General features: G+C 34.6%; 16 protein-coding genes. 7 read left to right on the top strand and 9 right to left on the bottom strand.

Annotated features, from left to right (window positions below; translation table 11 throughout):
* Window positions 1–2 precede the first annotated feature (2 nt).
* The 3 genes from L1S35_RS00770 to L1S35_RS00760 form a co-directional block, all read right to left on the bottom strand.
* A complete protein-coding gene (locus L1S35_RS00770) occupies window positions 3–374 on the bottom strand; it encodes a hypothetical protein (protein ID WP_236395807.1) in 372 nt (123 codons plus the stop codon).
* Window positions 375–527: 153 nt separating this feature from the next.
* Window positions 528–1,976, bottom strand: coding sequence for a glyceraldehyde-3-phosphate dehydrogenase (locus L1S35_RS00765; RefSeq protein ID WP_236395805.1), 1,449 nt, complete (start codon window positions 1,974–1,976; stop codon window positions 528–530).
* A gap of 179 nt (window positions 1,977–2,155) precedes the next feature.
* Entirely contained in the window at window positions 2,156–3,544 is a 1,389-nt protein-coding gene (locus tag L1S35_RS00760) for a trypsin-like peptidase domain-containing protein (RefSeq protein ID WP_236395803.1), read from the bottom strand.
* Between the two features lie 132 nt (window positions 3,545–3,676).
* Here L1S35_RS00760 and dapF point away from each other — a divergent pair, with 132 nt between their 5' ends.
* The 5 genes from dapF to L1S35_RS00735 all read left to right on the top strand — a co-directional run bounded on the left by dapF (window position 3,677) and on the right by L1S35_RS00735 (window position 7,669).
* Entirely contained in the window at window positions 3,677–4,459 is a 783-nt protein-coding gene (gene dapF / locus L1S35_RS00755; RefSeq protein ID WP_236395801.1) for a diaminopimelate epimerase, read from the top strand.
* The gene (locus L1S35_RS00750; RefSeq protein WP_236395799.1) at window positions 4,453–4,980 is read left to right on the top strand and encodes a GNAT family N-acetyltransferase; all 528 of its coding nucleotides are present in this window, start codon (window positions 4,453–4,455) and stop codon (window positions 4,978–4,980) included. Before dapF ends, L1S35_RS00750 begins: the two co-directional genes overlap by 7 nt.
* 6 nt (window positions 4,981–4,986) lie before the next feature.
* Window positions 4,987–6,015, top strand: coding sequence for an endolytic transglycosylase MltG (mltG, locus tag L1S35_RS00745; protein WP_236395797.1), 1,029 nt, complete (start codon window positions 4,987–4,989; stop codon window positions 6,013–6,015).
* 2 nt (window positions 6,016–6,017) lie between these two features.
* Window positions 6,018–6,935, top strand: a complete 918-nt coding sequence (locus L1S35_RS00740; protein ID WP_236395795.1) for a DUF2279 domain-containing protein — start codon at window positions 6,018–6,020, stop codon at window positions 6,933–6,935.
* Between the two features lie 98 nt (window positions 6,936–7,033).
* The gene (locus tag L1S35_RS00735; protein ID WP_236395793.1) at window positions 7,034–7,669 is read left to right on the top strand and encodes a peptidoglycan-binding protein LysM; all 636 of its coding nucleotides are present in this window, start codon (window positions 7,034–7,036) and stop codon (window positions 7,667–7,669) included.
* On the opposite strand, the gene L1S35_RS00730 is transcribed toward L1S35_RS00735, so the two are convergent.
* From L1S35_RS00730 to dnaA, 3 genes are read right to left on the bottom strand one after another with little or no spacing between them, the layout of a single operon-like run.
* Window positions 7,670–8,392, bottom strand: a complete 723-nt coding sequence (locus tag L1S35_RS00730; protein WP_236395790.1) for an SAM-dependent methyltransferase — start codon at window positions 8,390–8,392, stop codon at window positions 7,670–7,672. It abuts the gene before it with no gap.
* Complete coding sequence (locus L1S35_RS00725; RefSeq protein WP_236395788.1) at window positions 8,389–8,856, bottom strand: low molecular weight protein-tyrosine-phosphatase; 468 nt, start codon at window positions 8,854–8,856, stop codon at window positions 8,389–8,391. The genes L1S35_RS00730 and L1S35_RS00725 overlap by 4 nt, the downstream gene beginning before the upstream one ends.
* A gap of 39 nt (window positions 8,857–8,895) precedes the next feature.
* On the bottom strand, window positions 8,896–10,323 hold the full coding sequence (dnaA, locus tag L1S35_RS00720) for a chromosomal replication initiator protein DnaA (protein ID WP_236395786.1): 1,428 nt from the start codon (window positions 10,321–10,323) through the stop codon (window positions 8,896–8,898).
* 186 nt (window positions 10,324–10,509) lie between these two features.
* Between dnaA and L1S35_RS00715 the strand changes: the two genes are divergently transcribed.
* Window positions 10,510–10,908 (top strand): acyl-CoA thioesterase, encoded by a 399-nt coding sequence (locus tag L1S35_RS00715; RefSeq protein WP_236396475.1) that lies wholly within the window; start codon window positions 10,510–10,512, stop codon window positions 10,906–10,908.
* Here the strand turns inward: L1S35_RS00715 and L1S35_RS00710 are convergent.
* The 3 genes from L1S35_RS00710 to ribD all read right to left on the bottom strand — a co-directional run bounded on the left by L1S35_RS00710 (window position 10,905) and on the right by ribD (window position 13,249).
* Entirely contained in the window at window positions 10,905–11,507 is a 603-nt protein-coding gene (locus L1S35_RS00710) for an IMPACT family protein (RefSeq protein WP_255700813.1), read from the bottom strand. The genes L1S35_RS00715 and L1S35_RS00710 overlap by 4 nt on opposite strands.
* A 100-nt stretch (window positions 11,508–11,607) precedes the next feature.
* On the bottom strand, window positions 11,608–12,216 hold the full coding sequence (locus L1S35_RS00705; protein ID WP_236395784.1) for an HAD family hydrolase: 609 nt from the start codon (window positions 12,214–12,216) through the stop codon (window positions 11,608–11,610).
* A complete protein-coding gene (ribD, locus tag L1S35_RS00700) occupies window positions 12,209–13,249 on the bottom strand; it encodes a bifunctional diaminohydroxyphosphoribosylaminopyrimidine deaminase/5-amino-6-(5-phosphoribosylamino)uracil reductase RibD (RefSeq protein WP_236396471.1) in 1,041 nt (346 codons plus the stop codon). Before ribD ends, L1S35_RS00705 begins: the two co-directional genes overlap by 8 nt.
* A 28-nt stretch (window positions 13,250–13,277) precedes the next feature.
* On the opposite strand from ribD, the gene L1S35_RS00695 reads away from it, so the two are divergent.
* Window positions 13,278–13,781, top strand: a complete 504-nt coding sequence (locus tag L1S35_RS00695; RefSeq protein WP_236395782.1) for a GNAT family N-acetyltransferase — start codon at window positions 13,278–13,280, stop codon at window positions 13,779–13,781.
* Window positions 13,782–13,789 lie beyond the last annotated feature (8 nt).

The raw sequence follows: 13,789 nt of genomic DNA, 5'->3' as shown, positions 1-13,789 counted from the left end.
ATCTACTTTTTCTTTTTATAAATTTCTTTTAATCCTGATTTCCATTCTACCAACTCGTAATAAAAGTCTAAGGAAACAAGGTTGTCTTTTTTTCTGATTACACACTTTCCAGTCACATCAGCTTCATCTCCACAAATGGTCGTTTTTGGTCCACTTGTCAGTCTATCATTAGCATATAATTGGTAAATTTTATAAGCAATGTCTTGACGAATTGTCATTTTGGAATTGTAGGTGCTTACGATAATCATTCCTTCTGCGGAACGCGCCACAAACTCCATTCCGTTGTGGCCATAACTATAAGTTTCTACTTTTGGATCACCTTCACTAAAGGCAAAACAACTCATAATCAGTAGACTAAAAAACACTTTCTTCATAAGTTATAATTTATTTGGGGGTAAATTAGGGGCGAAAAATAATAATTAATTTGATACAAAATACATTTATTAACAAATAATGTTCAAAACAAAAAAAAATCCGTTTAGTTTAAAACAAACCAAACGGACTTTACCCTACTGAATTAATAACTATTAATAATAAGTATAGCGTCTTACTTTTGCTATATATTTTGCCAAACGAATCACCTGATGGCTGTATCCATATTCATTATCATACCAAACATAAAGCACGATATTTTTTCCATCACCCGAAACGATAGTAGCGTTACTATCATAAATCGAAGGTTGTGCTGTGCCAACAATATCTGAAGAAACCAGTTCGTTGTTCAAAGAATACCTGATTTGTTCTACCAGCTCACCTTCTAAAGCATATTCTTTCATGATTTTATTTACTTCTTCAATTGAAGTCACTTTACCAACTTCTAAATTCATGACAACTAAAGAACCATTTGGCACAGGAACACGAATAGCATTCGAAGTTAATTTTCCGGCTAAACTTGGAAGTGCTTTGGCAACAGCAGTTCCCGCACCGGTTTCGGTAATTACCATATTTAAGGCTGCCGCACGACCACGACGGTATTTTTTGTGCATGTTGTCAACCAAGTTTTGGTCATTGGTATAGGCATGAATTGTTTCAATATGACCTTTTACCACACCAAGTGAATCTTCAACCACTTTTAAAACCGGAGTAATAGCATTGGTTGTACAAGAAGCCGCAGAAAAAATAGCAACTTTATCCGGATTATGATCGTTGTGATTTACTCCGTAAACAATATTAGGAACTCCTTTTCCTGGCGCTGTCAGTAATACTTTGCTAACTCCTTTTGAAGTTAAATGACGTTTCAATTGTTCTTCGGTTGTAAAAGCTCCGGTGTTATCAATCAACAACGCATCTTCGATTCCGTATTTTGTATAATCAATTTCTTCAGGACCGGAAGCAGTGATAACATGAACAGTAGTTCCGTTAATGATTAAGGCATTGTTTTCAGCATCGGCTTCAACCGAACCTTGGAAATCTCCGTGAACAGAATCATAACGTAATAACGAAGCTCTTTTTTCTAAAGAGGAAGCATCATTTCGGTCACGGGTTACAATAGCACGAAGACGAAGTTGCTGTCCTTTGCCCATTTTGCTCATCATTTCACGAGCTAACAATCGGCCAATTCTACCAAAACCATACAAGACAACATCTTTTGGTTTTAAGTTTTTAAAATCTTTAGCATTTTTTAATTTGTCAATAACAAAAGCGCGACTGTCATGATACTTATTATCTTCAAGATGGTACTCGTAAGTCAATTTTCCAATATCAATTCGGGATGGCGGTAAATCTAGATTTTGAATTGAACGGGCAATTTCTACAGAATCAAAAATGTTGATTGGTTTTTGAACAAACTCTCCGGCATATTCGTGAAAGTTGATAATGTCGCTTACGTTTCTGTCAATTAATTGATTTCTGAAAAGAACCAACTCGATTGATTTGTCATACCACAAATCGCTGATAATTTTAATTAATTCAACGCCTGCTTTACGTCTGTCAGCCTGAAAAGATAATTCCTTCTCGTATAACTTGTTACTGTCCATAAAAATAAATAAGTGTTTAGTTGTGTGTTTATTCTGAATTCATTTCAGAATCCTGATTTAATTTTGCGCAAAAGTATAAAATAGAAGTCTTCCACGAAAACGATTTCGCTACTTTTTTTTAAACAAAAAAACCAGTCCAAAATAATGAACTGGTTTTAATCAATATTAACCTTTTAATCTTATAAAATCACTTGGATGATTTGCCCAATTTTGTTAAGCATTTGAATGCTGATGTTTTGATTTTCGTCTTTTTTATTTAAAAAGCTTGAAATAGTTTCCACATCAGTAGCTTTCACATTATCAACCGAAAGAATAATGCCTCCTTTTAATTGATCATAATATGGTCTCAAATTGTCGTTGTTGATTTCTTTGATGCGTACACCATAGCCAATTTTGAACTTTTTCTTATCCGAAGCATCGATATTCTCTAATTCCAATCCTTTAAATTCAGTAGTGAAAACATCATTTTTGATTAAAGTAACCAATGCTGTTTTAGTTTCTCCGTCTCTAAGGAAAGTTACCTGCACTTTATCGTTTGGTCGTTTAGTGCTAATGTATCCTGAAAGTTCAGAGAAGGTGTTAATTTTTTGGCTGTCTAATTTTTTGATGATGTCGCCTCTTTTCAAACCTGCTTTTTCGGCACCTGAGTTTTTAGTTACTTTATTAATATAGAAACCTTCGGTGTCATCTATACCTAATTCTTTTGAAGCTTTACTGTTTAATTCACCACCTTCAACGCCAAGAATACCACGTTGTACATTTCCGAATTCCATTATGTCTTCAATAATTTTACGGGTAATATTTGATGGAACGGCGAATGAATAACCGGCATAACTTCCTGTCGGAGAAGAAATCATCGTGTTAATACCAATCAATTCACCACGAGTGTTAACCAAAGCGCCACCAGAATTTCCAGGGTTAACAGCTGCATCGGTTTGAATGAATGATTGAATGCCGTTATTTTCTAAATTTCTTGCTTTTGCCGAAACAATTCCTGCGGTAACAGTAGAATTAAGATTATATGGATTTCCAACAGCCAAAACCCATTCGCCAACTTTTACCTGATCAGAATCGGCAAACGTAGAATAAGGTAATTTTTCATCGGCATTGATTTTTAACAAAGCAATATCCATTTTTGAATCTGTTCCGATAAGTTTTGCTTTGTATGATTTGTTGTTGTTAAGGGTAACTTCAAGTTCAGTAGCATCTTTGATTACATGGTTATTGGTTACGATATAACCATCTTCCGAAATGATAACGCCCGAACCTGTTCCTACTTGTTCTTGTTGCTGACCGCCATTGGTTCCGTAAAACCATTGAAGCATTGGATTATAAACAGTTCTTACAGAAACATTTTTAACGTGAACAACAGTGTGAACAGTATTTTCTGCAGCTGCAGTAAAATCAATTGCTTCGGCTGATAATCCAACAGTTCTGCCATAATTGTTTGACGCTGTTGTTACAATCGAATCGCGACTGTTCTTTTCTTCAACAAATAATTTGTAAGCACCAAGTGTGGTTGCACCACTCAATAAAGAAATCAAAAATAAGCTTGATAATCGTTTCATAATCATTAACTTTTTAAATTATTTGAAAGTAAAATTAAAAATTTATTTTTTTTCAATAATCGGTTTAACGCTCGTTTAACAATTTTTAAGTTAATCTTAATATTTGCTATATTTGTGGGAGTAAACCACGCTATGCAATTCACTTTTTACAAATACGAAGGAACAGGAAATGACTTTATCTTTATTGATAATCGTCAGGAAAACTTTCCGAAAACTGATGTCAAACGCATCGAAAAATTGTGCGACCGACGCTTCGGAATTGGAGCTGACGGACTGATACTGTTAGAGAACGATATTGAAACCGATTTCCGTATGGTTTATTACAATTCTGATGGCAATCAAAGTTCGATGTGTGGCAATGGCGGCAGATGTATTGTAGCTTTCGCCAAAAATTTGAATATCATTAATGACCAAACTACTTTTCTGGCAACAGATGGTTTGCATCATGCCTATGTTTTTGAAAATGGAATCATTTCTTTGGGGATGAAAGATGTTCATGAAGTAAAAATTGAAAGCGATTATGTTTTTCTAAATACAGGTTCGCCACATCACGTGATGCTGGTTAATGATTTGGATAATTATGATGTAAAGAGCATTGGAGCAGCAATCCGTTATTCTGATTTATACGGAAAAGAAGGAAGCAACGTGAATTTTGTAAAGCAAATAGATGACAATCATTTCCGTTTGAGAACATACGAACGCGGCGTTGAAGATGAAACGTATTCTTGCGGAACCGGAGCAACTGCTGCGGCAATAGCAATGAATGCTATCGGAAAGACAAATTCCAATCACATAAAATTAGATGTCGAAGGCGGAAAACTCGAAGTTTCTTTTGTGAAAGAAGGAAATGTCTATACAAATGTTTTCCTAAAAGGACCGGCAACTTTTGTTTTTGAAGGCGAAATAGAATGGTAACACTACAAGGACAAAATATCTATTTACGCGCGCTAGAACCCGAAGATTTAGAGTTTGTTTATGCTATAGAAAATGATGAAAGCATTTGGGAAGTCAGCAATACGATTACTCCATATAGCAAATTCCTGATTAGGCAATATCTCGAAAATGCACATCAGGACATTTATGAAGCCAAGCAATTGCGATTGGCTATCTGCAAAAAAGGAAATTCTGAAGCTGTTGGATTGATTGACTTATTCGATTTTGACGCCAAAAATAAACGAGCCGGAATTGGAATAATCATCCAAAATGAAATCGATAGAAATAATGGTTTCGGAAAAGAAGCTTTGGGTTTAGTCATTAATTATGCTTTTCAACAGTTGCAATTACATCAATTATACGCAAATATCGGAATAGAAAATAAAGTCAGTGAATCGCTTTTTACTACATTTGGATTTCAAAAAATAGGTGTTAAGAAGGATTGGAATTTTACCAATAATGCTTTTCACGATGAAGCGGTTTTTCAGTTAATTAAAAAATAAATTGTTTTGAATAGAAATAAAATTATCAAGATTTCAGGAATCGTTTTCCTTGTTTTTGTAGCGGTTATTTACATCAAGTTTTTCACTTCAGATACAAATTTTGACAAAGAAGAAATATATGTTGAAGTTCCAACAGGTTCAACCTATCAGGATGTTGAAAAGATACTTTCGCCATTCGTAAAAAACATGAATAGCTTTGAGTTTATCGCCAAACGTCGTTCGTATCCTGAAAATGTAAAAGCCGGACGATTTTTGCTAAAGAAAGGTATGAGTGCTTTTCAATTGGTAGCCGCTATGCGAAGAAATATTCCCGTGAAATTGGCTTTTAACAATCAGGAAAGATTGGAAAATCTATGTGAACGCCTAAGTTCTCAAATAGAACCTGATACTACAAAACTCCTAGCAACTTTTCGTGACACAACTTTTTTACAAAAAAACGGTTTTACCAAAGACAATGTTTTTTCAATGTTTTTGCCAAATACTTATGAAGTTTATTGGAATATTACCGCAGAAAAATTCAGAAACAAAATGCTTGACGAATACAATCGCTTTTGGACAAAAGAGCGAATTGCAAAAGCTACGGCTTTGAATTTAACTCCGGTTCAGGTAATTACAGTAGCTTCAATTGTCCATAAAGAATCAGTGAAGAAAAGCGAAAGACCAACAATTGCCGGCGTTTATCTCAACAGATTGAATCAAGGAATGCCTTTGCAGGCTGACCCAACGGTGATTTATGCTTTGAAATTGCGTGACAATGATTTTAAACAAGTCATCAAACGCGTTTTATATAACGATTTGTTTATCAATTCACCATACAATACGTATAAGAATATAGGTTTGCCACCCGGACCAATTGCAATGCCTGATGTTGATGCGATTGATGCGGTTCTGAATGCGGAGAAACACGATTATATTTATTTCTGCGCAAGCGTTGAAAAATTTGGCTATCATGTTTTTGCTTCCACTTATGAGGAACACCAGGTGAATGCTAAGAAATACGCAGATTGGCTCAACAAACAAGGCACAAACAGATAATTTTGAAAGCAGCCAAAAGCATAGTCACACTTTTGTTTTTTTGGTGTTGCCAAATTACAGTTGCTCAAAATTCCATTGAAAATTTTCTAAAACCTTCGGATACTTTAAATAAAAAGCGACTCAAAACACTTGTAATTTCAGAAGCAGCTATTGGTTCAGCAGCTTTGATTGGCTTGAATCAAATTTGGTATGCCGATTATCCTCGTTCTAATTTACATTTTACAAATGACAATGCCGAATGGCTTCAAATGGATAAAGCCGGGCACGTTTTTTCAGCCTATCATTTAGGAAGTTTTGGAGCGAATGCTTTAAAATGGTCAGGAGCAAATCAAAAAAGTCAACTGATTTATGGCTCGACTTTAGGTTTAGCTTTTTTGACAACCGTTGAGGTTTTCGATGGTTATTCGGCAAATTGGGGAGCTTCTCTTGGAGATGTTGCTGCTAATATTTCCGGAACAGCCTTATTTGTTTCTCAAGAATTACTTTGGAAAGAACAGCGAATTGTTCCTAAATTTTCTTTTCATACAACGCCCTACGCTTCTGCGAGACCAAATGTTTTAGGGAGCTCAGTTCAAGAGCAAATTCTGAAAGATTATAATGGACAAACGTATTGGTTGTCAGCCAATATTTATTCATTTGCAAAATCTTCTAAAATTCCAAAATGGCTGAATGTTGCTGTGGGTTATGGCGCGGAAGGAATGATTACAGGAAATGAAGAATTAGTCAACACCGTTTTTCTTCCGGAAAGTAAAAGATACCGTCAATTTTACCTCTCGCTTGACGTTGATTTGACAAAAATTGAAACCAAATCACATTTTGTTAAGACAATTTTAACAATTTTTAATTCAATCAAGATTCCGGCTCCAACGTTTGAAATCAAGGGTTCAGGCGGAACAAAACTGCACTTTATCTACTTTTAATGCAGTTTAACTACTTGATATTCAATTTTATAAAATAAGTTGTATATTTGCACCCGTAAATATCAATGTCGGTGACAGCGCTTGAGAAATAACATTTGATGATAAAAAAAGGAATTTTTTACACAACAATCCTACTAACAGTAGCTTTCATAAGCTCAGGTTTTAAACCTTACAATTCCCAAATCAGCAGTTACTTATTTGCTGATGAAAATGAAGAACAGTCGTATGTTTTTCCTTCTCAAAACAGCATAGATTATTTTAAATTAAAAGTCCCATTTACGGGCAGGTATTTTATTGGCTTTAAGGAAGCAGTTGCTCATAAAGAGTCACAAGGTAAATATGGTAAAGTAAATACTTTGGGCTATATGGGGAAATACCAATTCGGAATAGAGACTTTAAAATCTATTGGTATTGAAGACAGCGTTGCTTTTATGAATAATCCAAGACTTCAAGAAAAAGCTTTCGTAGCATTACTTTCTAAGAATAAATATGATTTGAAGGATTATATAGCTTATTATGAAGGTAAAATAGTTGACGGTGTTAAAATAACAGAGTCAGGTATTTTAGCTGCGGCGCATTTAGGTGGTTCAGGTTCGGTAAAACGATTTTTGAATTCTAATGGTGAGAAAAAATGCAAAGACGGTTACGGAACTTCGGTTAAAACGTATATGAAAGATTTTGGAGGGTTTGAAACCTCCGGGATTCTGGCTATCAAAAACGCGAAAGTAAAATAATTACATTTTGTGAATAATAAAAATGGTTGGTCTGTTATGCAGGTCAACCTTTATTTTTTTCCAGTCAGCCACACGATGCGTTTTGATGAATTCGGTTGGCAAAGTAATATCAGTTGCGATGCAAAGATGTGTGTTGGGCTGTAATATTTGCAGTAAATCTTCTAACAATTTATTGTTTCTATACGGAGTTTCAATAAAAATCTGGGATTGATTTTTTGTACTCGACAGATTTTCAAAGTTCTTCAAAGCTGTTTTTTTATCTCCTTTATCAATAGGAAGATAACCGTTGAATGCAAAACTCTGACCGTTCATTCCCGAACCCATCATTGCTAGTAGGATAGAAGAAGGACCAACTAAAGGGACGACCTGTATTCCATTTTCGTGAGCGATTTTTACAATAACGGCGCCGGGATCAGCAACTCCGGGACAACCGGCTTCGCTCATCAAACCTACGTTTAAGCCATTAAGACAAGGTGCAATCATTGGTTTGTATTCGGAAACATCCGTTCGTTTGTTGAGAGAAGAAATCCGTAAACTGTTTTGAACTTTTTCAGGATGAATAGATTTGATGAATTTTCGAGCTGTTTTTTCGTTTTCAACAATGTAATCGTCGATAAAATCTATGGCTCTTTTTACGGTTTGGGGTAAAACATCATGTGGATTCATTTCTCCCAATGTAGTTGGGATTAAGTAGAGTTTGCCTTTTAGCGTAACTGGCTTCATGGATGCTTCTCTATTAGTTTTTTAGCTAAAATAGTGCAGGTTTCATCAAGCATTTCATAAACCATATCAAAACCATTTTGTAATCCGTAATAAGGATCTGGAACATCTACATTATCACCGGGAAACAAATCATTCAGAATTAGTTGCACTTTCTGTTTGTGCTCTTCCTTTTTGGCCAATTCAATTACATCGTCATAATTCGAATTATCCATAACATAGATATAATCAAATTCTTCGAAATCTTTCGGTGTAAACTGTCTTGCTTTTTGATTGGTAATATCTATGCCATTTTTTTGAGCCGTCATAATTGAACGTTGGTCTGGTTGTTTACCAATATGGTAATTTCCTGTTCCGGCAGAGTCAACTATAAATTTATTTGGAGGAAGTTTAGCCGCAAGAAGCCCTTCTGCCAATGGTGATCGGCAAATGTTTCCTAAACAAACCATTAAAATTTTAACGGGCATAGTGTATAATTCTAAAGCGCAAACTTACTCAAAAAGGAATTATAGCGATAATTTTTTATGAATATCTTCTACAAATTTTTTGAACTGTTTATCAGTCGAAACTAAGTTGTCAACTGTTTTGCATGCGTGAAGAACGGTGGCATGGTCTCTGTCTCCAATTTGCGAGCCAATATTTGCCAAAGAAGACTTCGTAAATTTCTTTGCAAAAAACATGGCTAATTGTCGAGCCTGAACAACATGGCGCTTTCTGGTTTTAGATTGTAAAGTGTCTAAATCTAATTGAAAATAATCTGAAACCACTTTTTGAATGTATTCAATTGAGATTTCTCTTTTTACATTTTTGACAAACTTCTCAACTACATTTTTTGCCAAATCTAAAGTCACTTCTTTTTTGTTAAAAGAAGCTTGAGCGATTAACGAAATAATAGCACCCTCTAATTCTCTAACGTTTGACTTGATATTTCTAGCCACATATTCTATAATTTCATCAGGCATTTCAACGCCGTCACGATATAAAATATTTTTTAAGATAGAAATTCTGGTTTCGTAATCCGGTTGGTGCAATTCGGCAGACAAGCCCCATTTGAAACGAGACAACAAACGTTGTTCGATGTCCTGCATGTCAACAGGTGCTTTGTCAGAAGTAAGAATTACTTGTTTTCCGTTTTGGTGTAAATAGTTGAAAATATGGAAGAAAACATCTTGTGTTCCTGTTTTTCCGGATAGGAATTGAACATCATCGATAATCAACACATCAATCAATTGATAGAAATGAATAAAATCGTTTCTGTTATTTTTCTTAACTGAATCAATATATTGTTGTGTGAAAACTTCAGCCGAAATATATAAAACGGTTTTCTCTGGATACTTATCTTTTATTTCAACACCAATAGCGTGCGCTAAATGGGTTTTTCCTAAACCAACTCCACCAAAAATTAATAACGGATTGAATGATGTTCCGCCTGGTTTATTGGCAACAGCCATACCGGCCGATCGCGCTAAACGGTTAGAATCACCTTCAAGGAAATTGTCAAAACTGTAATTTGGATTAAGTTGCGACTCAATTTTTAAGTTTCTAATTCCCGGAATTACAAACGGATTTTTTAATTCAGGATTTAGGTTTTTAAACGGTGCGTCAACATCTTGCGATTTTATTGGACTGCGGTGAGCACTTGGCAATTGTTCAGTAAATGGTTGTTTATTTCCGTAAGTGTTCTCCATTTTAATTTTATAGAGTAACTTTGCGTTTTTTCCAAGCTCTTTAGTTAACGCTACTTTCAGTAATTTTACATAGTGTTCTTCAAGCCATTCGTAAAAGAATTTACTTGGAACCTGAATGTAAAGTGCGTTATCAGTTAGTTCAACTGACTTAATCGGTTCAAACCAAGTTTTGAAAGCTTGCTCTTGAATATTGTCTTTTATAAATAGCAGACAGTTTTCCCACACCGATTGCGCAGTTTTGCTCATATTTAGTTTGAATTAATGTAATTAGTTATTTAGTTTTTAACATAAAAAAACATAGAATTTTTTCATGTTTTTCGGGGTAACAAATATGTGAATAAAATTTGTTAAAAAAAATTAAAATCGCATTGATTTTTTAAAAATATTGTTGTAAAGAAAAAATCAAATATAGATTAAATGCAAAAATATCAGATGAAAGAACATCAAATTCAAGTTAGAGTACGTTACTCTGAAACCGACCAAATGAGTGTGGTTTATCATGGCAATTATATTCCATATTTTGAAATGGGACGCGTGGAATGGCTTAGAAACAAAGGGATTTCATATAAATCGCTCGAAGAGAACGGAATTGCTCTTCCAATAGTTTCTATGACTTTAAATTACAAAAAACCAGCACGTTATGATGATTTACTTACAGTGATAACCAAGTTCAAAAGTCAAACGACTGTGAAGGTAGAATTCGATTGCGAAATTCGTAATGAAAGTGGTGAGTTGTTAACAACTGCATATTTTTTGTTGGTTTTTGTGGACTTAAATTCAGGAAAACCTATTGCGCCGCCACAATACATTTTGGATGTTATGAATGATTAAATTTTTTTAATCTCAATCTCAAATAAATTGGTGAAAATGTCGAAAATAATTTCGGCATTTTTTTTTCGGATGCTGATTTCAATTTTACAGCTTTCATCCATTTGCTGTGAAATTATTTCTACCTTTTTCTCTTTTATGATTCGCATTACTTTGTTCATATTTTTGTAATCAAAGGAAATTAGAAAATGAATATCTATAGTTTTTTCAATGATTTCAGCTTCTTCTAAAGCCATTTGCGCGGCAGTTTTATATGCTGAAATTAATCCTCCAACACCCAATTTTACGCCGCCAAAAAATCGAACTACAACTACTAAAACATTAGTTAAACCAAATGACTGAATCTGTCCGTAGATAGGCATTCCTGCTGAATTGCTTGGTTCACCATCATCATTGGCGCGAAAAGAAACAGTTTCGGTTCCGAGTTGAAAAGCATAGCAAAAATGACCGGCGCCAGAGTGTTGTTTGCGTAAAAGTTCTAAATGAGATTTGATTTCGTCTTCCGAAGTAATTGGAAAGGCATAGCCAAAAAACTTGCTGTTTTTTTCTTTATAAAGAATTTCTTTTGAAGGAATAGCAATGGTTTTAAAAGTGTCTGTCATCTTAATTCACAATACTTAAATGCCAAATTCCAATAGTTGAATAGATTATTTTCGCAACCAGAATATTCAGTTGGATTTTGGAATTTCTTTTTTTTTGAATTTACAACGGCAGGTGCTTTTGGTCAAACAAATCGACAACATCTTCTTCACCAACTTTTAAATTCCAAACGTGTAATCCCAGCGATGCTGCTGCGTCGGTATTATCTTTTTTATCATCAACAAACAAAGTTCGCTTCGGAGATAAATCGTGTTTGCGCAGTATAACGTTGAAAATTTCAGGTTCGGGTTTTCGCATTCCCATTTCATAGGAGTAATATACTTTCTCAAAACAACGATAAAAATCCGTGTAAAAAGACATGCCGACTTTATGTTCAAAACGACTAATGTGAATCGAATCAGTATTGGTTAACAAAAACAGACGATACTTGGATGAAAGCATTTGTAAAAACTCCAGCCTTTCCAGCGGGAAATCACCAATTATAGAGTTCCATGCTTTTATTATTTCTTCGATGCTAGCATTCGGAATATACTTTGAAAAGGCATTAATGAATTCGAGTTCGGTAATTTTTCCTTTCTCGAATAAATCATTATGTGCTACCAAATCTTCATTCGGACCATCCAATCCTAACTTTTTAAACTCTTCAACGGATGTTTCTTTATTGAGATTAATGAAAACATCTCCAAAATCGAAAATTATAGCGTTAATCATGGTTGAAAAAAAGTTTAAGTTGGTCGTCTTTTATGGTTTTTACTTGGCAATTTCCATTTAAGCTTGGGGCATTAATGCCACTTTTCAAATGAGTATTACCTATAAAAACTCTGGCTTCATCCCAAAGATTATTGTCTATAAAACTTTGAAGCGTTTGTTTTCCGCCTTCAATTACTATAGATTGAATGCCGTGATTGTATAAAACATCGGCAATAGTTTTGGTTAGCTTAGTATCAAAGATAGCATTTTCATAAATATAATTTTCAGTAAATGTTAAATTTTCTTGCTCGGTTATTATGATAGTCTTAATTTGACCATCTTTTACATAATAGTTTTTGTCAATTTTACCACTTTTGTCTAAAACAATTCGGGTTGGATTTTCACCAGACCAATCGCGAACATCCAATTTTGGATTATCATCAATGACTGTTTTGGTTCCGACTAAAATTGCTTGTTCTTCGCTTCGCCATTTGTGAACCAATTGTCTCGAAAATTCATTGGAAATCCAAATTGGTTCTTTCTTGTCTTTAGTCAATGGAGCAATAAATCCGTCCTGACTTTCTGCCCATTTTAGTATGATATACGGTCGTTTTTTGTTGTGAAAAGTGAAGAATCTTTTATTCAATTCGATACATTCCTTTTCCAAAATCCCAACTGTTACATTTACACCATTTTCCTGTAAACGCTTTATTCCTGTTCCAGAAACTTTGCTATTTGGATCGATAGTTCCAATCACAACATTTGGAATTTTATGTTTGATAATTAAATCACAGCATGGTGGTGTTTTTCCAAAATGACTGCAGGGTTCGAGCGAAACATAAATGGTAGCTTTTGCTAATAATGATTTGTCTTTTACCGAGTTTATAGCATTGACTTCGGCATGAGCTTCGCCCGATTTTCGGTGCCAACCTTCGCCAATGATTTCATTATTGTATACAATGATACTGCCAACCATCGGATTTGGATAGGTTGTTCCCAAGCCATTTTTGGCCAATTGGATGCAGCGTTTTATATATATTTCATGTATCTTCACATCACAAAAATAAGACATTACTTTTAGAATGAAAGGCATCGTAATAAGAGAAATCAAAAAGGAAGATAACCAACAAATCGCAGCGGTAATTCGGGAAGTTTTTATCACAGATAATTATCCGAAAACCGGAACTGCTTTTGCTGACAAGCAATTGGACTTTATGTTTGAAACTTATGACAAACTGCGTGCAACTTATTTTGTTGTTGAAAATGAAGGTAGAATTGTTGGAGGCGCAGGCGTTTCGCAATTGGAAAATTCTACTGAAAACATCTGTGAATTGCAAAAAATGTATTTTCTCAAAGAAGCCAGAGGCAAAGGAATTGGGTTTCAAATGATACAAAAATGTTTGCTGGAAGCAACTAATTTAGGATATGAAAAATGTTATTTAGAAACCTTACCTGAAATGCTAACCGCACAACATCTATACAAAAAAGCCGGTTTTGAATACCTTTGTACACCAATGGGAAATACAGGTCATACAACTTGTCCGGTTTGGATGATAAAAAATTTAAATTCCAATCCCGAAGTTTAGGGATAAAT

Source organism: Flavobacterium anseongense (assembly GCF_021608185.1).
GTDB lineage: Bacteria > Bacteroidota > Bacteroidia > Flavobacteriales > Flavobacteriaceae > Flavobacterium > Flavobacterium anseongense.
Note: the sequence above shows the minus strand (reverse complement) of the source record. Positions and strands in the feature narration are given on the sequence as shown.